Origin of the sequence: Niallia sp. FSL W8-0635, from assembly GCF_038007965.1 — a bacterium.
Lineage (GTDB): Bacteria > Bacillota > Bacilli > Bacillales > Cytobacillaceae > Niallia.
The window spans coordinates 1,597,900-1,618,335 of the sequence record NZ_JBBOYD010000001.1 but is presented as its reverse complement, the minus strand read 5'-3'; the positions used below and the strand labels follow the sequence as shown (position 1 = coordinate 1,618,335).

Annotated in this window: 15 protein-coding genes and 1 riboswitch; of the genes, 4 read left to right on the top strand and 11 right to left on the bottom strand. The window is 35.2% G+C overall.

Going from position 1 to position 20,436, the window contains the following annotated elements; translation table 11 throughout:
- Positions 1–166: 166 nt before the first annotated feature.
- Together NYE52_RS07535 and dpsA are read left to right on the top strand one after the other, a co-directional pair.
- Positions 167–2,155, top strand: coding sequence for a methyl-accepting chemotaxis protein (locus tag NYE52_RS07535; protein WP_341192505.1), 1,989 nt, complete (start codon positions 167–169; stop codon positions 2,153–2,155).
- A gap of 126 nt (positions 2,156–2,281) precedes the next feature.
- Positions 2,282–3,157 (top strand): dipicolinate synthase subunit DpsA, encoded by an 876-nt coding sequence (gene dpsA / locus NYE52_RS07530; RefSeq protein ID WP_341192504.1) that lies wholly within the window; start codon positions 2,282–2,284, stop codon positions 3,155–3,157.
- 309 nt (positions 3,158–3,466) lie between these two features.
- Here the strand turns inward: dpsA and NYE52_RS07525 are convergent.
- A protein-coding gene (locus tag NYE52_RS07525) for an IS3 family transposase (protein WP_341192503.1) occupies positions 3,467–4,821 on the bottom strand; the annotation gives its coding sequence in 2 pieces (ribosomal slippage) (positions 3,467–4,371 and positions 4,371–4,821; 1,356 coding nt in all).
- A gap of 315 nt (positions 4,822–5,136) precedes the next feature.
- Here NYE52_RS07525 and NYE52_RS07520 point away from each other — a divergent pair.
- Both NYE52_RS07520 and NYE52_RS07515 read left to right on the top strand, forming a co-directional pair.
- A complete protein-coding gene (locus tag NYE52_RS07520) occupies positions 5,137–5,979 on the top strand; it encodes an SPFH domain-containing protein (RefSeq protein ID WP_169188295.1) in 843 nt (280 codons plus the stop codon).
- Positions 5,980–5,991: 12 nt separating this feature from the next.
- A complete protein-coding gene (locus tag NYE52_RS07515; RefSeq protein ID WP_016200850.1) occupies positions 5,992–6,156 on the top strand; it encodes a hypothetical protein in 165 nt (54 codons plus the stop codon).
- 91 nt (positions 6,157–6,247) lie between these two features.
- On the opposite strand, the gene NYE52_RS07510 is transcribed toward NYE52_RS07515, so the two are convergent.
- From NYE52_RS07510 to NYE52_RS07465, 10 genes are all read right to left on the bottom strand, one after another.
- Positions 6,248–9,430, bottom strand: a complete 3,183-nt coding sequence (locus tag NYE52_RS07510; RefSeq protein WP_341192502.1) for a DEAD/DEAH box helicase — start codon at positions 9,428–9,430, stop codon at positions 6,248–6,250.
- A 396-nt stretch (positions 9,431–9,826) separates the two neighbouring features.
- A complete protein-coding gene (locus NYE52_RS07505) occupies positions 9,827–10,792 on the bottom strand; it encodes a S8 family peptidase (protein WP_016200848.1) in 966 nt (321 codons plus the stop codon).
- Between the two features lie 425 nt (positions 10,793–11,217).
- On the bottom strand, positions 11,218–12,108 hold the full coding sequence (locus NYE52_RS07500; RefSeq protein WP_016200847.1) for a CPBP family intramembrane glutamic endopeptidase: 891 nt from the start codon (positions 12,106–12,108) through the stop codon (positions 11,218–11,220).
- Between the two features lie 31 nt (positions 12,109–12,139).
- Positions 12,140–13,150 carry an asparaginase gene (locus NYE52_RS07495; RefSeq protein WP_341192501.1) on the bottom strand — a complete coding sequence of 337 codons (1,011 nt, stop codon included), beginning with the start codon at positions 13,148–13,150 and terminating at the stop codon, positions 12,140–12,142.
- Positions 13,151–13,172: 22 nt separating this feature from the next.
- Positions 13,173–13,937: a GNAT family N-acetyltransferase gene (locus tag NYE52_RS07490; RefSeq protein ID WP_101730131.1), complete on the bottom strand. Its 765-nt coding sequence runs from the start codon at positions 13,935–13,937 to the stop codon at positions 13,173–13,175.
- 177 nt (positions 13,938–14,114) lie between these two features.
- Positions 14,115–14,540, bottom strand: a complete 426-nt coding sequence (locus NYE52_RS07485; RefSeq protein WP_016200845.1) for an ATP-binding protein — start codon at positions 14,538–14,540, stop codon at positions 14,115–14,117.
- A 179-nt stretch (positions 14,541–14,719) separates the two neighbouring features.
- Positions 14,720–14,802: riboswitch (cyclic di-GMP riboswitch) on the bottom strand.
- Positions 14,803–15,118: 316 nt separating this feature from the next.
- A complete protein-coding gene (locus tag NYE52_RS07480; RefSeq protein ID WP_016200844.1) occupies positions 15,119–16,255 on the bottom strand; it encodes a glycoside hydrolase family 88 protein in 1,137 nt (378 codons plus the stop codon).
- 336 nt (positions 16,256–16,591) lie between these two features.
- Positions 16,592–16,906, bottom strand: a complete 315-nt coding sequence (gene rhaM, locus NYE52_RS07475; protein WP_341192500.1) for an L-rhamnose mutarotase — start codon at positions 16,904–16,906, stop codon at positions 16,592–16,594.
- Between the two features lie 583 nt (positions 16,907–17,489).
- Positions 17,490–18,542, bottom strand: a complete 1,053-nt coding sequence (locus NYE52_RS07470) for an aldose epimerase family protein (protein WP_016200842.1) — start codon at positions 18,540–18,542, stop codon at positions 17,490–17,492.
- Positions 18,543–18,804: 262 nt separating this feature from the next.
- Entirely contained in the window at positions 18,805–20,430 is a 1,626-nt protein-coding gene (locus NYE52_RS07465; RefSeq protein WP_101730136.1) for a glycoside hydrolase family 13 protein, read from the bottom strand.
- Positions 20,431–20,436: the final 6 nt, after the last annotated feature.

The following is a 20,436-nucleotide window of genomic DNA, read 5'->3' as shown; positions in this document are numbered from 1 at the left end:
AATTTAATAAAAATCCTTCATATTTGTCAATACTTGTCGAAATAATAATTAACTTTTGATTATAAAGTACATTTAAAAATGGCTTATCATCCTTAGTTATACAGCAATGTCTAACAAACAATTAATTCATGGATGACACAAAATATATGGAAAGGAGCTAAGATTGATGAGAAAATTGAAATCATTCAATCAAAATTTAAAATTAAGCACCAAACTCTACATTGCATTTACCCTTATTCTAATCGTCCCTACTTTAACGGTAGCGTACCTATCTCTGCAAAGTGCTAAACATGAACTTAGCGAAAAAATATCGGAGAGCACAAAAGAGAATGTAAAATTATTAAACAGTAGTATCGACAATACGATTTCTCCCAAGCTTTATGATGCCAATTATTTGGCAGAAATAATAACAGGCGACTTATTTGAAAAACAAGAAGATAATCCTGTTGCTCTTATGACAAAGCTAGAACAATATAAAGGACTTCATCCAGAAGCTGACGCCGTTTATTTAGGAACTCTGGACGGAAAAATGTACACATCTCCAGCTTTAGATCTTCCAGAGGATTATGATCCAAGAGAAAGAACTTGGTTTACACAAGCAATGAACAACTCAGAAGATAAAGCAATCGTAACAAGTCCTTATATAGATGCTAGTTCTGGAGAAATGGTAGTAACTATTACAAAAAAAACAATAGATGGTGCCGGAATAATTGGAATTGACCTTAATTTATCCGAATTAGAAAAAACTACTAAAAACGTAGAAATTGGTAAAGAAGGCTATATCATACTTTTGGATGCAGAACAAACCTTTCTTGTTAGCCCAGTAAACGAAACTGGTACAAAGGTTGAAAAAGATTTTCCTAATCTATATAACCAAAATTCTGGAGAGCATCATTATAAAAGGAATGATGAAGATAGAACACTTTACTTTTTAACAAACGAGAATACAGGTTGGAAGATTGTTGGTTCCATGCTGGACGCTGAAACAGATGCTGCCGCACAACCTATCTTACAAAAAAGTCTTTTAGTTGTGGCCATTTCTATTATTCTTGGTGGGGCTATTATTATTTTAATTATTCGTTCACTTGTTAATAGATTAAAAGACATTCAGAATAAAGCAAAAAAAATAAGCGATGGAGATCTCACAGAAGAGATACGTATTCAGTCCAATGATGAAATTGGACAACTTGCCCAGTCTTTTACTACCATGCAAACCAGTTTAAAAACACTTTTAAGGACTCTTGAGCAACATTCTTTAACGGTTGCCACAACTGCTGAAGAATTAAACGCTAGTGCTGGTCAAACAAGTGAAGCTAATGAGCAAGTCGCAACTGCAATCCAACATGTGGCTATTAGTGCCGAAAAACAAACAGAAGGCGTAGAAGCAAATATACTATCCTTAAATCAAATAGTAAATGGTACAAATACAGTTTTGCTAAATGCTAATGAGGTATTAGAGCGTACACAAACTACTACTCAAAATGCAGAAGTAGGAAAAGCAATTGTCGAGCAAACCGTTTATCAAATGAGTGAAATTCATCATTCTGTATCTGATTCAAATAAAGTAATTGCTTCATTAAATGATCGGACAAAAGAAATTGGCGCAATCGTAGAGGTTATCACAGATATTTCTAATCAGACTAATTTACTTGCCCTAAACGCTGCAATTGAAGCAGCAAGAGCTGGAGAATCAGGTAAGGGCTTTACTGTCGTAGCAGATGAAGTAAGAAAATTAGCGGAACAATCTCAAGTTTCTGCCAGTCAAATTACGGAAATCATTAAGGCGATCCAACAGGATTCCAAAGAAACAGTCTATACCATGTCTACTGTAGAAAAAAATGTACAGAAAGGACTTAAAATTTCAGAAGAAGCCATCAATAAATTCATGGAAATATATGATAATATGAATCTAATTTCACCACAAATGTCGCAAGTGACTTCGACACTAAATGATATATTAACTTTTGTACAAAACACAGAAAAAACAGCAGTAATCATATCAGATCTAGCCAAAAACAATGCTGCTTCTTCTGAAGAAGTTGCAGCTTCAACAGAAGAACAACTTGCCGCAATGGAAGAAATATCTTTATCTGCCAATACACTTGCTTCCATGACAGATGAATTGATACAGTTAATTAAAAAATATAAGTTTTAATCGGACAAAAATATTATATTTATACAAAAAATAATCTAAAGGGAACTAGTCTGAATAATGATACACCTCCATATAAATTACCATATGGAGGTATTCTATCTACACAGAGGAAAGGAAGTGAAACGATTGAATCAGAATCATGTGTTATTAATCATTGGTGGTGACTTTAGACAGCTAGAAGTGATTCGCCTTTTAGCACCAAAGCTTAGAAAAATATATTTAATGGGGTTTGAAGATGCTTCCATCCCTTTTGAAAATGTTGTAAAAGTAAAGGAACAAACAGCCCCGCTTCATGAAGTGGACAGTATTCTCTTGCCGATTCCCGGAATTCAAGATAACGGAATGGCAGAATCGACATTTTCCAAGGAAGGAGTGATTCTAACCAAAGATATCATTAATAAAACGAAATCAAATTCGATTATATATTCTGGCATTATTCCCCCCTTCTTAAAACAACTTGCTGCAGAAACGAATCGCAATTTGGTTGCACTTTTCGCGAGAAATGATGTAGCTATTCTTAATTCCATCCCAACAGCAGAAGGCACATTAATGCTTGCTATTAAGCATACCGATATTACGATACATAACGCTAATTTACTTGTACTAGGTTTCGGGAGAGTCGGCAAAACGGTTGCTCGTCTTTTTTCTGCAGTTGGTGCCAAAGTTACAGTCCTTGTTAACAAAAAGGAAGATGAAGCAAGAGTAATAGAAATGGGATTCTTACCTATTTTTGAAGCATCATTAGAATCTACAATCTCAGCCCAACATATTGTAATAAATACCGTTCCTGCACTTATTCTGACTGCTCCTCTTATAAGAAAAATGTCCAGCCAAGCTTTAATCATTGATTTAGCTAGCAAGCCAGGGGGAACTGATTTTACTGCTGCAAAGGAACATAATATCCAAACATTATGGGCATTAGGTTTACCTGCAAAGGTAGCACCAAGAACAGCAGGTACCATCATCGGAAAAACCTTATTAGAATTACTTACAACAGAATAACAGTGAAAAAGATTGGAAGGCTGGGACATAAGTAAATAATTAATCGGTAAAGACGAACAATATAATTTAGCAATTAAATAAAGGTTCCTTTCATATATTGGTAATCTATGTTTTAAATATAGTAAAGTGTAAAAATTAATTCGTTCCATTGCGCTATTTCCTATAAACTTATTATTTTCCAAGAAAAATAAATTAGGAAGAAAATGGAGCAGCCTGAATACACGTAGACTCCTGTGGGATTAGCGAGACAGCTGAGACCCTGCAGGCCAAAGGTGTAGTGACCCCCAAAAATTAGACACATATTTTATTTTAGGCTGACATGGTCTGAGTTCGATAGTCAATTGGACTCAGACCATTTAATTTCATTTTAATTCGCTTCGTATTGTAATAATACATGTAAGCCTCTAACTCTTCTAAGAAATGCTTTTTATTTTCAAACTCTGTTTGATAGAAGAATTCCGATTTCATGATTCCAAAAAAATTCTCCATCACTGCGTTGTCATAACAATTCCCTTTTCTAGACATACTCTGAATAATATTTTGTTTTTTTAAGGCAGTTTGATAGGGCTCCATTTGATAATGCCACCCTTGATCCGAATGCATGATTAACCCTTCGTGATTCTTTGGCAAGTGTTCAAATGCCTGTTCAATCATTTGTGATACTAAGGAATAGGTCGGTCTAGAGCCGATTGTATAGGTGATGATTTCTTGATTGTATAGATCTAATATAGGAGATAAATAAAGTTTTTCTCCAAATAATTTAAACTCCGTTATATCCGTTACCCATTTTTTATTGGGTTGAGTAGCCTGAAAGTTACGCTTAAGAATATGAGGCGCGGTCTTTCCAACTCCCCCTTTGTAAGACTTATATTTCTTCATGCGAATCATACATTTTAGTCCTAATTCTTTCATGATACGCTGCACTTTTTTGTGATTGACTAAAAGGCCTCTATTATGAAGTGCCTGTGTTACCCGACGATAGCCATAACGACCATAATGTTCATTAAAAATAGAGGTAATTTCTTTTCTTAGTTTGGCATCTCTGTCTGGAAGATTTTTTTTCTTTACCAAGTAATAATACGTACTACGAGATAATTTAGCTATCATTAGTAGTTTAATCACCGGAAACTTATGCCTTAACTCATAGATCGCCATTACTTTATCTTCTTTGGTGATTTTTCCTTGTCCTGAACTAAGGCTTTCAACTTTTTTAAATAGGCATTCTCCATACGTAATTGTTCTATTTCTGCTTGAAGTTCTTTCATTTTATCTGATTCAACTGGTCCTTTTTTTGGCATGGCAGATGTTCCTTCTTTCTTGGAAACAAAGGCTTTTACTCCCACCAGGTTATACTGCTCCTCCCAACGCTGGATTGTATAGGGAGAAGAAAGATTAAAGCGAATAGCTGTCGTAAGATAAGATGCCCCTGTTTCTTCACGATATTTTAGTACCTCTAGTTTAAACGAGGGCTCATAAAAAGCGCAACTATTCCTAGGGATTAAAGCTTCTATTCCGTACGTCCGGTATAATTTTACCCACTTCGAAACAGATTTTCGATCAATCCCCATCTGTTTCGCTACTTCAGCAAAAGAATATTTTCCACTCTCATATAGTTGAACAACAAACAACTTTCCTTCTGCTGTCCATTTTTCCTTTTTCTTCATACAAAAAACACCCCACTTATTGTGTCCAATAAGTGGGGTGCACTGCAAGGCCGAAGCGGCTCGCGCTCGCCCCATGGAAAGCGAAGTGTATTCAGGCTGCGGATATTAACACGAACTGTACTGAAACAGCCTTTTATAAAACTAATAAATACCCGAACAACCATATGCAATTTGTGGTTGTTCGGGTTCGTCTATGGCTGGAACACTTTTGTCCAAGCCTCTTTTGTATGCAAATAATCGTTTTTTGCTCATTGTAAATATTATACAAAAGTGATATCATAATTATATCAAATTGAAATTATAGGAGTGATTCATTTGAAAGAAAAAAACGCATTTCATTTTAATGGATTTATCGGTGTTCTCCTTATTGCTATTTCCCTTTTTCTTGGTGTCTATTTACTTGTACAAGAACTTCCAGGTGTAGGCATTCCGTTTATATTAATAGCTGCACTTCTTAGTAGTGGGATCACCATTATTCAACCAAATCAGGCTGTAGTTGTAACCTTTTTCGGTAAGTATTTAGGTTCGATTCGCAGTAGTGGATTATTTTTAACAATTCCACTAACTTTAAGAAAAACCATTTCCTTACGTGTACGCAATTTTAACAGTAAGCGATTAAAAGTAAATGACGTCGATGGGAATCCAATCGAGATAGCAGCCGTTATTGTATTCAAAGTAATTGATTCAGCTAAGGCGATTTTCGATGTGGACAATTATGAGGAATTTGTAGAAATCCAAAGTGAAACAGCTATCCGCCATGTTGCCACGAAATATCCATATGATACCTTTGAAAATGTGGAATTGACATTAAGAGGAAATGCAGAAGAAGTTTCCAACGAGCTTACAACAGAATTACAAGCTCGACTTGATCTTGCTGGAGTCGAGGTAATCGAAGCAAGATTAACTCATTTAGCCTATTCTACTGAAATTGCTCAAGCAATGTTGCAGCGCCAACAAGCCTCTGCTATTATTTCTGCTCGTCAAAAAATTGTGGAAGGCGCTGTGGGTATGGCGCAAATGGCCATTAACCAATTAGAACAAGATAAAATCATTGAATTAGATGATGAAAGAAAGGTACAATTAGTAAATAATTTACTAGTAGCGATTGTTTCCGAAAATCCTACAACTCCTGTAATTAATACAGGTACTTTATATTAATGAGTGGTATACATGACGAAGAAAAAAAGCTTTCCATTACGCATTGATCCGGAGCTATACGAAGTACTGCAAAAATGGGCTGCAGATGATTTTCGCAGCATTAACAGTCATATTGAGTATTTGCTTCGTGAATCTGCCAAAAAAGCCAAGCGATTTCCAAAGCAAAAAGAAGAATGACTTAGCAGATGATTCGTTTCATCTAAAAAGGAGACTAGAGCTTTTATAAAAAGCACTGGCCTCCTTCTTTTTTTGCATTTCGCTATTTAGCTTAGCTTAATAATTCCATTAAATCCTCTTCTGTTATGGAAGATATCATTTTTTCATCTGAATCAATAATTTCATCCACTAAGCTCTTTTTCTTTTCCTGTAGTTCATATATTTTCTCTTCAATCGTTCCTTTGGAGAACAGTTTGATGACATCTACAATATTTTCCTGCCCCATTCGGTGCGCACGATCTGCCGCCTGCTCTTCAACAGCAGGATTCCACCATGTGTCATATAGAATAACCGTATCGGCAGTCATTAAATTTAGTCCTGTTCCCCCAGCTTTTAAGCTTATCAAAAAGTAATCTCGTTCTCCTAAATTATAGCGATGACATAATTCCACTCTTTCATCTGAAGGCGTATTCCCGTCCAAATAAAAAAATGATAATCCCTTTTTCGCTAATTCCTGTCCTATAATGTCCAACATACTTGTAAATTGAGAGAAAATCAGTACTCTTCGATTGGAACGTTGTGCTTCTTCCATTAATTCCATTAAATGCGCTAGCTTAGCAGAGCCACCATCATAATTTTCTACAAATAAAGCAGGATGACAGCATATTTGACGTAGTCTTGTTAACCCAGCAAGAATTCTAATCTTATTTTTTCGTAATGTATCTTTATTTAAGTGCTTTAGTGCATCATGTCTTAGTTTTGCCAAATAGGCTGCGTATAATCTCTTTTGCTCTGGTAACAATTCCACCATTTCGCTCCACTGCCTTTTCTCAGGTAGTTCTGCTAAGACATCCTCTTTTAACCGGCGCAGCATAAAAGGTCTTATTTTTTTCGCAATCTGCTTATTTGTAAGATTTGCGTATTCCTTTAACCCCTTCAATAATTCAGGGAAAACAATATGGAAAATAGACCATAGCTCTTCAATGGAATTCTCAAGCGGCGTACCCGTTAAAGCAAAACGATTTATCGCTTTTAACCTTTTCACTGACTTAGCTGTTTGAGAAAGTGGGTTTTTGAAATACTGTGCTTCATCAAAGAAAACAGTGTGAAAAGCTTGCTGTTCATACCATTGTATATCTTGTCTAATTAATGGATAGGACGTAATCAAAACATCGATATTTTCTAAATCCTTTTGTAGCAGCGCTCGCTCCTTTTTATTCCCATCGAGGACAATATATTGAATAGTTGGAGCGAACTTCATGATTTCTCTCTGCCAGTTATATAGAAGGGAAGAAGGACAAACGACTAGCACTTTTTGTTTTTCTCTGCGAATCACTGGTAATTCAGATACGATAAAGGCAATACTTTGAAGCGTTTTGCCTAACCCCATATCGTCTGCTAAAATTCCGCCAAAATGAAATTGCGATAAAGTTTTCATCCACTTAAATCCATCTTTTTGGTAGGACTTCAGCACATCTTCTAAATCAGCGGGAACCTTAATCGTTAATGTTTCTGGATGTAGGAGAGAATTAATCAGTTCAAAATATGATTCGTCTAGTTTAAATATCTTTCTGTCTTCCTCTATAAACGATAGGCTTTCTAAAAGAGTGAGTTCAAATCCACTGACAAAATCCTTATCTTTTATTTGTGGGGAGTGAAGATAGCTTTGAATTTCCTCCATCTCCCTCGTTTGTAAGGCAAAAAGGGACCCATCCTGTAATCGATAATATTTACGCTTTTCTTCTAAAGCAGCTAACAGTCCCTTGATTTCACGTTCTGGAAAGCCTTCCATCTCAAATTTAAACTCTAGCCAGTTTATCCGGTCCTTCTTTAGCTTCACCGAAAAACGAGGCCATGTTTTCTCCTTGAAAATTCGAGTTCTAATCGCGGTTGTTGCATAAACTTTCACAAGCTTTTGCAGCTTTGGTAATACATAATATAGAAAATCAAACTCCAATTCTTCGTTAAAAAGCATATACCCACTATCCGTTTTCGCAAATGAACTTCCATCCATTAATTCTAAAATTACTTCTTCTTTTTTCCAATCTCTAATAAGCACTGCTTCTATGTCTTTGTCTCGTTCATGAACTGGATTGATAACGATATTTTCATAGCGGAATTCTAGGCTTGCCAACAATCGATTATTCACTCTATCTAAGTATAGCTCTGCTTGTAGAGGCGCTTTGCCAATTTTTTTTGAAAGCTCTCTCTCCAATTGAACTTCTCCCAACTTTTTCAAGCCTGGGGCAACCTTTTCCAAAAAGAAGTCTAATTGATTGTTTGCAATAGGAATATCATTCTTGCCAACTTTCTCCGTCATTTTCTTCATTTCTACAAGCCTGTTAAAATCCTCCGATTCCATTTGGATAACCTTTCCGTCTATCATTACTGCATAATATTGATGCAAGAATAAAACAGAATCTATTCCATGAACATTCAATTGATAGCTTCCTGTTTCCTCCTGATATAATTGAAAGGTAAGTGGAAGAGGTTCATGAGAAACTTGCAAGGGTATTCTCGTCTCGCTATATTCATCTAAATAGAATAATTCCTTCCAGTGTGAACGGAGGGTAATCCAAGAGGACGGTGGTATTAATAGAGTATCTTTACCGCCTAGATTGCTTAATTCGTTGTGATGATTCAAAAAAATCGTTTCATCGCTTACCACTTTCCATAATTCCTGAAGGATTGCTTCCCTTTCTTCTTTTACACAGTGAAGCATTGGGTCAAATTTCTGCGATGGGGCATATTCATATGCTTTGCCTTCTTTCATTCGTTCTAAAAATTGGCGAATGTCTTTAATTTTATTAGATAAAAGGTGAATTTCGATGCCAAACATATTTGCTTCTGATCCAACTTGCATAACCTTTACCCAGAATTCAACCGGTACTACTTCCCTTTTTTCAAAGTGCCGTTGTTTCTTTGGTGAAGGAGAACGCGTCTGATTAAATAAGGCAAAAAAATCATTAGATACATTTGGATTCGTATCTTCCATTAAAGAAGGCTCCTTGCCACTCATCTGAAATTTCTTTATCTCCATCAAGACAGCTGCAATATGCTGACACTCCTTTTGGAAGGAAGCAAGCTTTGGACAAGAACAAGTCGCTTTTATTTCACCAGCCTCTAGAGCAACCATTACAGCAAAATCTTCAGATGCTTGAACGAATGCTTCACAGTAATCTTCTTTATATTCTTTAAACAACACCTTATGATTCTTCGAAAATGCCTCGCCCCTTTTCAAAGATACAGGACCACACATCTCCATGACCATTTTTCGTGTAATAACGATATTCAACAATCTAATCTCCTTCATTTAATATTACAAACTACGCACAAATACCTCCTTACACTTTACTACTTTTTTCGTAACATTTCTATTATGAGAGTATTGTAAAATTAGGTAGAAGTTGTTGTTGTTTGTTAGATGCTTTATTGATGGTGAATTGAAAATTTGGATTATATCCTTGTTTGGTTGATCATATATAGGGTTTGGATCATATATTTGATTTTTGGATCATTTCCTTGTTGGTTTTGATCATATATTTAATTTTTGGATCATTTATCCGATTTTTGGATCATATAATCTTTTTTTCATCCATCCCGCCACTCCGTTCTTCTTCCACTACTAAAAAAAGTGGACAATCTTCCCTTTTCAAGAAGTTTGTCCACTTTTAAAAATATTTCTTTCCTCTTAAATACTATTGGCAACAAGTAATTGCACAGCAGATTGGAGTTTTTCCGTCAATTCATCTGGAGCCGTTAAATAGAGAATCCCATTCCCTTCTAGGCTTGGTTTATTTCCTAATGGGATGGTTCTTTTAATCAATTGTGCATAAATTTCTGGTTCTGTTAAATTTCTTTCAAAAGCTTCATTGCTGATTATTTTAATTAATGCTAACGCACCGCTTACATGTGGTGCAGCCATCGATGTTCCTGTTAGGCTTGCATATTTCCCATCTAAAAAGGTAGAAAGAATCTCTTCCCCAGGGGCTACTAAATCGACTTCTCTATTTGAATTGGAAAAACGAGAAGAATTTCTCTCTAAATCGACAGCACCAACACTTATTACTTCATTATAGGCAGCGGGATACCCCAATTCTTCGGTTGAAGCGAGACCATCCCCTTCATTACCTGCTGCACATACGACGAGAATTTGCGCTTCGACTGCTTTTTTCACTGCCGCGTGTAATTCCTCTACATCTTCCGGTCCTCCAAGGCTCATGGAAATTATGTCGGCCCCCTGCTCAATGGCATAATAGATTCCATTTATAATCCAATCATATTGCCCGGAACCTTGTCCATTTAAAACTTTTACAATTAAAAGAGAAACTTCTGGCGCTACTCCTGTTAATCCACTGTCACTTCCAGACGCTCCAATTGTTCCAGCAACATGTGTCCCATGCCCATTATAATCCATATAAATTTCTGAATTTCCATTGTCATCATCCGTAAAGTTTTTACCACCTATAATACGTTCTTGTAAATCTGGATGATTAATATCACACCCAGTATCCAAGATAGCAATGGTAATCCCTTTTCCTTTTGTTTTATTCCATAAATCAGGTGCCTGAATTAGTTCAATTCCTTTTGGTATTTCTGTTGATAGGTCAACTACCTCTTTCACTTGATAAGGAATTACTCTACATTCTTTTTTCATATAACAGCCTCCTAATAATAGAATGAATAACACAAAGATAATTTTAACAATTCTGAATTATATTAATAAGAGGCTTAAGACTCATTTCAGAACATTTGTTCCTTTTCCTTATTTTAATAGACCATATTAATAGAAAAAAATAGCCTTACCAATAAAGACTATTTTTTCTTCGTCCTATTCTCTTTATTTAAAAATAAAGGCTGTTTTCTAAAAGATTGTTGCTTTCTCAATAGAAAAAATCAATTAATGAGGAAATCTGAGCAGCCTGAATACACGTAGACTCCTGTGGGATTAGCGAGACAGCCTGAGACCCTGCAGGGGGAAGCAGACCGCGGCACAGCGCGAGCCCCACGGAAAGCGGAGTGTATTCAGGCTGCGGGTCATAGCAACAAACTTTACGAAAATAGCCAAAATAAAAGAAACATTTATTTTACTCCATATTTTTTCCTAATCAACAAATAAAAAGAAACAAAAATGACAATCGACCAGATTAAGGAATACAATGGACTTGTATCGATAATTCTAAAAAGACTTGGGATATCTCCTGCAACAGAATCATCGTATGTAAATAATAAGAAGATCATCATATTATTCGCCGCATGTGCACCAATAGATAACTCTAAACTGCCTGTTTTTACAGCTATAAAGGTTAGAGCAAATCCTACAAACAAATAATCTAATCCCACTAATAGTGCAGAATGATTCATTTCAGGATTTGCAAAATGCAAGGATCCAAAAATCAGTCCCACAATAAGTGCTAATAGAACGGGATTCTTCAATTTTTTTCCAACCCATTGTAGCAATAATCCCCTAAATAAAAGCTCTTCTACCGTCGTTTGAATCGGAACAAACAGAATTACGACAAGGAATAAATAGACATACTCAGAAAATGAAACATTATTCCATGTATAATCAGCTGCATTTATTAAGAAATCCAAACCTGATGTAACTAGGAATAGTCCAGTAAATACGGCAAATCCCCAGCCTATCTTTTTCCAATTCACTCTTTTTTCGCCAGTAATCAATGTCCGGAATTTTCTTTTGTGAATAAAACGTACTCCAATCCATAGACCAACTAAAGAAATGATATAAATAATATGTGTCAATAATAAGCTGATAGTGCCATTTCCGCCAACTACCATTCCTGTATCTAGATCCAAATATGTAGCATCGTTCCCATCTAACTCCACGCGCAGTAACTCAATAATAAAATAAATAATGGAACCTGCTATCATAAAGCCAACAGCCAATAAAATGGAAAATAAATAGCGCGGCCATTTATTTTTTCCTTCTGTTACGTTCAAATAATGTTTCAATCTCTCTACTCCTTTGTATCATTTTTTCAAATCAGATTCTCTTTTCCAAAGCGAAATTTGCACGTATTTCGCCAATTTTTTCTTTTCTTGCATTGAGCACTGGAGCATGCACATATCTTTCTAAATCAGCAAAAATTTTCTCCTCTTTATAGCCTAGCTGACTTAGTACCGCCATTGCTGCAACATTTACTGCTCGTGCTCCCCCATCTTCCACCTTAATCGCAATTCCGATTCCTTCTTCGACAAGCCCCATACACTGAACGGCCTCAGCACCTGCTTTTGAAACAATCTGTCCTTGATATGCAGTCATTAAGTCCGTATCAAATCTCCTTGTACCACCAACCATTTCAGGAAATTCCATCATGCTATCTCTTATCCGTTTCACTATATTTCTGCGCTCTTCGGATTTAATAGCATCTGGGCTTGCTAGTCTTGCATAACCAAGTGCTGTATGATATAGAGGTAATTGATGGACTGGTACGCCACAACCATCTACACTAAGCTTTATATTTTCTTTCGGAAAATCACATATGTCTTCAATCGCCTCTAAAATTCGTTGTTGATGTGGATGCTCTATTTCCCGATAAGTGGAGATATCTTCTTTCATGTGAATAGCAGTTGCCAGCATACCAGTATGCTTACCAGAACAATTACTGAAAACAGGTGTCACATCTCCCCCATTTCGCAACAACTCTTTATAGCTTGTTAAGTTCCATGGTGTATGGGTTCCACATTGCAGATGATCTTCCTTAATGCCTAGTCTTTCTAACAGCTGAAGAATGGTTTCTCTATGGAAGGATTCTCCTGCGTGAGAAGCGCAAGCAATTGCTATTTCAGCATTATTATAAGAATAGGTATCTGCAGCTCCTGTTTCTAAAAGCGGAATCGCTTGAAATGGCTTCATCGACGACCTAGGAAATGTCATCCTATTTGGATTTCCATAGGAATATAGTAATCTACCTTCTTTATTTACTACAGCAACATGAATAGTATGTGTACTTTCCACATATTGTCCACGATAGACAAGCATCGGCTCATTCAAATCAATCTACTCCTTTTTCTTTTTAAGCATGGAAATTTTCCTTCAATGCTTCATATTGAAATCCTTGTTTTTGATAGTTTTGCATTTTATACATTTCTTTTGGCGTATCCTCTCCATCTGCTAATAAAATGATGGTCTTATTTGGAAATAAATCCATCACCATTTTTTGCATTCGAGCGGCAATCCCTTTTCGTTGATATGCTTCAATTACAAAAATTCCGTCAATTTCGACCGTTTTATCTGCTATAATTACTTCTAAAGCACCAGCTGCTTTTCCTTTATAATAAGCTATTACTTGCAAAAATTGAGGATTTTTAAAATTTTTCCGATAGATTTCTGTTTTGCCTTTAGCAAAATCTATTCCATATTCTAAATCCTGATTATATTCCAATTGTAAATAATCCTCAAAATTATCCTCCGTTACTTCCTTAATCAGAATCTCCTCTATATGCGACAATGCAGGAAATTCACTGGGATCAATTGCATAAAGCTCCGTCAATCCCACATCATAGTGAAGGTTACGAACAATATGGTCTAGTAGCTCTTTCGTAAATTTTTGATTTTCTGGAAAAATAAATTTAAGATGCTTCTGCCCAGTTCTTTGATGAAACTCTTTCAGGTATTCTTCTACCAGCTCAAATTCCATTATTGTAGGCATTGCTTTAAATTGGATGTAATTACTGTCATACTGAAGGAGCATTTCTGCATTATGAATATGTATCCAATTAGTAGTTTCCTTTATTTGATTTCCTTCCTTATGGATGTTGCTATAGGTCACTTTCTCCATGATGTTATTCCTACCCTCTCCCAAACTACTTTTTTACCGTAATATACTAATAATAAACGATTCATTTATAGAAATCAGTAGATTATAGAAAAAAATGACAATATTTCATTTCACCCAAACGCAAATAGGACTGCTCATAAAGGAACAGTCCTAACAAAATAATCATTCTCTCTACAATTATATGGCTTCTGCATTTTCCCTCCTTTCTCTCCATAAAAATACTTCGTTGCCTCTTTCATTATAGTGCACTTTTTGAAAGATTTTCATCATCATTAAAATACCTCTTCCTCGTTCCTCAAGCACAATATCACTCAAAAGCTTTTCTGTACCATATTTTTCGATATCATGAAATTTCTTTGCCACATTAAATCCTTTTCCATGATCTTTAATCCGCATATCGACAGTATGCTTTGTATATTGTAGTTCTAAAATAACAGGAAACTCCCCATGTTCAATAGCATTATTTACAGCTTCACCGATTCCCACACTAAGCATAAAATCCTCAGACAACCAATCTCTTAAATCCTTATTTAATTTATCTTTCCATTCTTTCTCTGTATGATCCTGTATTACTATCGTTTGATAGCTAATATGTTCACTCATATGTTGCCCCCCATTTTTAGAAAAGCACAAGCTCCTTATAATCGACAAATATCGTTAATACATATTTACAAGAAACGAAGATTTGATGTTTGTCGGCACATTGATGCTGGAACTGAACATTCATTAGAAATATGACTCTTTTGTGTCCATAAAAAAAGACTAACAAAACAAACAAGGATAGTTTGGTTAGCCGGTTGCGCTAGTAGCTCATAATCAACAAAGCGCCCAAATAAGTTGATTAATCAAAGCTTTCTACCTTTATATCTTTCTCCATAATATGAAGTTAATCAATTATATAGTATTATATACCCAGATAGAATCGTCATAAACCTATATTGTTAGAAAAATTATAGCAAACTACTCTTACTTATCAAAAAATGGAAAAAGCCAACTTTTTAAATGGATATAAAAGACCCGGAACTATGAAGGACCCTTGAGAAAAGATTACATTTAAACGAAATATACTAACTAGTTTATATTGCATTTACTTACTATAAAGGATAAATACAAAAAATCAGTGGGAATTTTAACTCCCACTGATAACAAAGTTACTTATACTCTTCATACCCACTTAATTATCACCAAAATAAAACATCCTTTTGCCGCAATACGTTAAGAGCCTCAACAAAAAAATAGTCTCCATAAATTAAAGGAACATCCACATTCTTTTGCTCTGGAAAATGACTTGTTCCGTTATTTAGTAAACCTTCCTCTTCTTTGTCTTCTTTTGTAGCACAAGTAGTGTAGAGAGTTTTTAATAAATTTGCTCCTGCCTCCTGATATATTGGCTTTTCAAAATCAGTTACAAGTTTCCCAAGCATGAGTAACCCACAAGCTGCAATCGAACCTGCCGATGAATCAGGGTAGGAATATCGTTTTTCTCCGTCTTCAGGAATACGAAAATCCCAAGCTGGACATTCATTTGGACGAAGATTAGAAAGAAAGAAATGGGAAACTGATTTTGCCGCATATAAAAATTCTATATTATTAGTATGCAAATAGGAAAGAGTCAAACCATATAATGCCCAAGCAGTTCCTCTTGACCAAGCACTATCTGGTGCATAGCCTTGACCACCAAGCTTATCTACTACTTCGCCTGTTTCTGGATCAAAGACAACAATATGATGCACAGAACCATCTGGCTGAATAAAATGCTTTTTAACAGTTTCTGCATGCTTTTCGGCAGCTATTTTGAAACGCGGGTCCCCAGTTTCTTCTGAAGCCCAATATAACAATGGAAGATTCATCATGCAATCAATTATTGCAACGCCTCGGTTATCCTCCTTCTTTGACCAAGCATTCCATGCACGAATATAATTGCCCTGTGCATTAAATCTACCTAATAAAAAATTGGCTGCTAATAAACCTCTTCTTCTTGATTCCTTATTACCAGTAAGTTTATAATTTGCTAGACTCGTCAGCGTCCACATAAACCCCATATCATGATCTAATTTTTCTGAATCAGACAATAAATAATCCAAGTTCGCTTCACACTGTTCTGCCGTTTTTCTAAGTGCGTCATCCTTATTTTCTTGATATACCTGCCATAAAAGTCCTGGCCAGAAACCAGCAGTCCACCATTCAGGATCTTCCAATACATATTTCTTGTCTACACTTGCATGTGGAAAATTCGCACCAATCGTTTCATTATTTCGAGTTGTTTTCTCTATTACAAACTCCCAAGCTTCTTCAAGCCATTTTTCGTTATCACTCATTATAATTGCACAACTCCTTTTATTCGAATCAGCCAACTCCAAAAAAAGAAAAGGTTTTCATTTTTAGAAAAAATGTTAATAAGCCCTCTCTTTCTCTATGGTTACTATACTCTCATTATAGGAATTTCATTACCTATCAACAATGTACAATCTTTACTACTTCTCGAAATAATTTTACTCTTATTGCTATTCCTTTTATAAATCATTATTTATTTTGTGTAGTTTTTTTCCATACTACTACATTTTTTTCCTTTGAATAATCCATTGTAAATTACTCCAGATTTCCCTCAAATTTCAGCTCTCATAATCCGTTCCCCTTCATGGATAATTTTCTGCTTAGTCTAAATGAAAAACTTCTTCTAATTTATGGGTTATAGGACTATAATCTTCATTTGTTTCCATTATTGGCGCCATGTATTTCCACCATTTTCTGCATATTGCTGTTTGGGAGATAAGTTCATATGTCTCTTCATCCGCTACTTCTAAATAAGCAAATAACACTTGCGATTCACGATGAAGGTAAATAGAATAATTGGTGGCACCATGCTGTTTCAACGCTTCCTCCATTTCTGGCCAAAGTTCATCATGCCTATTTTTGTATTCGTTTTCATATCCGGGTTTAATAAACATAATAGATGCTATTCTTTTCATTGAATCTCCTCCTTGTTTTTAACAAAAAAAAACTATCTTAATTAATACGCAAACTACTGCTTCATTGAATAAAATGGGCTGAGAGGGTGAAGAAGACTACTTTTTAACCAATGTTTTCTAATTGCCCAATTATTAGTTTCTGTTTAATAGTTGAATTCTCCTTCAAGAAAAGCAATAATCGTACAATTCCATACTTATTCATAGATTTATCTACCTATATAATTCCTTTAATGGAGAGGCATCCTTTTACCCCTTTATGCCGAATAATGCAATTCCTTCCCATACTTGTTTTTGCTATATCGGAAGTCTTAACTTCTGCGCTTACACTCTTTGCCTTTCACCTCTCTCCTCTTATTTTCTTTTTATTATAGTAAAAATTGCACTTACATTAACGTTATTTTGCTATATACAGAGACAATATTTACTTCTTTTTATTTCATAAGGTTTGGGTTCATGATTTTTAAGGCAGTAGCCATTAGGTTGAATTAGTGGTTTTTGCCATTATTAAGATCTTTCTATCCACAAAAATAGGAAAAAACCATCATGATGATTTTTTCCTATTTTTGTATTTATGCCTATTCTTTTATTCTGTTACTCGAAATTTCAATTTCGTTTCAGCATGATATGTTTCTTCAGGTTTTAAAACAACGGATGGAAATTCAGGATGGTTAATTGCGTCGGGAAATCCTTGTGTTTCTAAACATACCCCTAAGTATTTTCTTCCCGTTACGCCATTAAAATCATATTTATCTTCTAATTGGTTACCTGAATAAAGAATGAGTGCAGGCTGATTCGTTACTAAAGACATTTCTCTTCCACTCTCTTTATCTCTTAAAATAGCAGAATGGGATCCTTCTTCAGAGAAAATAAGGGGATGGTCATATCCATTACCTACTAAAGTATTTTGGTCAAAATCATTATCAATTCCTGCTTTCAACAGCTTTCCTTCCGAAAAATCAAATGGTGTATTTTCTGTATGTACCATTTTTCCTGTTGGAATAAATCCTTCATCTAGTTCTAAGAAACGATCAACATCAGCAATTAGTTCATGATTAGTTATATCTCTTTTATTATTCCCACTTAAATTAAAATAGGAATGATTGGTCACTGTTACAGGTGTTTCTTTGTCTGTTTTTCCGTGGTATGTTAGGACTATTTCATTCTCATTAGTCAGTAAATAATCTACAGTAAAGTCAAAATTACCTGGATAACCTTCTTCTCCATCTGGACTATGATATGTATAGCGAATTCCAATTGCCCCTTCCTCTTCTACAATAGAAGAATCAAAGACTACTTCACTCCAACCAACATTTCCCCCATGTAAGTGATTAGGAGGAGTATTTGTATTTAATCGATACTCTTTTCCATTAAGTTCGAATTGACCACGATTAATTCTTCCTGCAACGCGCCCAACAATCGCCCCTAAATAAGGACCTGGATACTGTCTATACTCCTCTAATGTTTCAAAGCCAAGCACAACATTTTCCTTGTTTCCTTCCTTATCTGGAACTATAATTTTCGTGATAATGCAGCCATAATTCATACTAGAGAAACTCATTCCATTGTTATTCGTAAAAGTATATTCTGTTATCTTTGCTCCGTTTACTTCTCCCATTGATCTTTGACTATAATTCATATTAATCACTCCTTCTAATAATCATTCTTTCTCTCTTATTTTCCCACTTCTAATTTGAAATCGCCTTCATTTCCATGTCTTTAAATGAACATAGATTGAAACGCTTTCAATAGTTTGTTTACCCTATTAACTAATCCCCAACTATATCTTACTTTATTTTATCAGAATTGATAATATTTTTTTTATTTTTTCTAGAGAAAATAAAAAAAGCTGTCAATATCTCACTTATCGATGATGTTGACAGCTTCCGTAATGTTTTCGATCAAATGCTTACAACAAAAGCTTCATATGGCTTTAAATGCACATTTCCAAAATCCACACTTTCACGATGATAATTACTAATAATCACCTCATCACACTCGTTAAATTCTGGTAAATGCAGCATTTTTTCTTGGTCACTAAAGTTGGCCACTACTACCCAAGTTTTTCCTTCAAACTTTCGTGTATAAGCAAAAATCTCTTCTTCCGTATCTTCGATTAGCTCAAAATCTCCCCATACTACGATTGGATTATCTTTTCTCAATTGAATTAAAGATTGATAACAATAGAAGACGGAATTAGCATTTTCTAAATTATTCTTAACATTAATATCCAAATAATTCGGATTAACATGCAGCCACGGTGTCCCGGTAGTAAACCCTCCATTCTCCGTATCATCCCATTGAATAGGTGTTCTTGCATTGTCTCTACCTTTTACATTAATCGAATGAAGGATTTCCTCTTTCGTATACCCTTGCTCTATTCGCTCATAGTACATATTAATACTCTCTATATCATTCACTTCACTAATATCCGAAATTGGGCAATTAGTCATCCCAATCTCTTCCCCTTGATAAATATATGGAGTTCCTTTCATTAAATGTAAAAGGATGGCAAACATCTTTGCACTTTCCACCCGATACTCTTTATCATTTCCCCAACGAGATACGATTCTTGGTAAATCATGATTATTCCAAAACAAACTATTCCAACCTTCATTCCCAAGAGAAGTTTGCCATTTTGCTAGTATGGATTTTAATTGCTTTATTTCTAATGGCTTTAAATCCCATTTTTGTTTCCCCTCTTGCTCGTCTAATCCAATATGTTCAAATTGAAAGACCATGGAAAGCTCATTTCTTGCTGGATTCGAATATAATTTAGCGATTTCAGGAGTTGCTCCCCAAGTTTCTCCTACTGTTAAAACATCATAATTACCAAACGATTTTTCATTCATTTCTTGAAGATAATCATGTAGCTTTGGTCCATTTCCAGTAATACCAAGATCTGGTTGTTTTCCTACTAAATCAATCACATCCATGCGGAAGCCACCGATTCCCTTTTCTAGCCAATAGTTCATCATATTCCAAACTTCTTCCCGCACTTTTTCATTTTCCCAATTTAAATCTGGCTGTCTTTTACTGAATAAATGCAAGAAATATTGTCCGCTATCTTCATCAAATTCCCAAGCAGAACCGCTAAAAGTAGATTTTAGCTCATTTGGTGCTTCGCCATTAACCGGGTCACGCCATATATAGTAATCTCGATATGGATTGTCTTTTCCTTTTTTTGCTTCAATAAACCATTTATGCTCATCTGAAGTGTGATTTACGACTAAATCCATAACAATTTTAATTCCTTTTTCATTCGCAGTTGCAATTAATTCATCCATATCTGCCATCGTACCAAATTCATCCATAATATCTTCATAATCACTAATATCATAGCCATTATCGTCATTAGGCGATTTGTATACAGGGCTTAGCCAAATAACATCGATTCCTAGTTTTTGCAAATAATCAAGACGATTGATGATTCCTCTTAAATCTCCAATTCCATCTCCATTACTATCTTGAAAGCTTCTTGGATATATTTGATATACGACTGACGTTTGCCACCATTTCTTTTCCATTATGTT

What these genes read in the sequence shown, in the direction of transcription:
- NYE52_RS07505 (WP_016200848.1), bottom strand. Translation starts at nt 10,792, where the DNA reads ATGAAAAAAGAATGTAGAGTAATTCCTTATCAAGTGAAAGAGGTAGTT.
- NYE52_RS07490 (WP_101730131.1), bottom strand. Translation starts at nt 13,937, where the DNA reads ATGGAGAAAGTGACCTATAGCAACATCCATAAGGAAGGAAATCAAATA.
- NYE52_RS07470 (WP_016200842.1), bottom strand. Translation starts at nt 18,542, where the DNA reads ATGAATTATAGTCAAAGATCAATGGGAGAAGTAAACGGAGCAAAGATA.
- NYE52_RS07515 (WP_016200850.1), top strand. Translation starts at nt 5,992, where the DNA reads ATGACGAAGAAAAAAAGCTTTCCATTACGCATTGATCCGGAGCTATAC.
- NYE52_RS07480 (WP_016200844.1), bottom strand. Translation starts at nt 16,255, where the DNA reads ATGAGTGATAACGAAAAATGGCTTGAAGAAGCTTGGGAGTTTGTAATA.
- NYE52_RS07485 (WP_016200845.1), bottom strand. Translation starts at nt 14,540, where the DNA reads ATGAGTGAACATATTAGCTATCAAACGATAGTAATACAGGATCATACA.
- NYE52_RS07465 (WP_101730136.1), bottom strand. Translation starts at nt 20,430, where the DNA reads ATGGAAAAGAAATGGTGGCAAACGTCAGTCGTATATCAAATATATCCA.
- NYE52_RS07535 (WP_341192505.1), top strand. Translation starts at nt 167, where the DNA reads ATGAGAAAATTGAAATCATTCAATCAAAATTTAAAATTAAGCACCAAA.
- rhaM (WP_341192500.1), bottom strand. Translation starts at nt 16,906, where the DNA reads ATGAAAAGAATAGCATCTATTATGTTTATTAAACCCGGATATGAAAAC.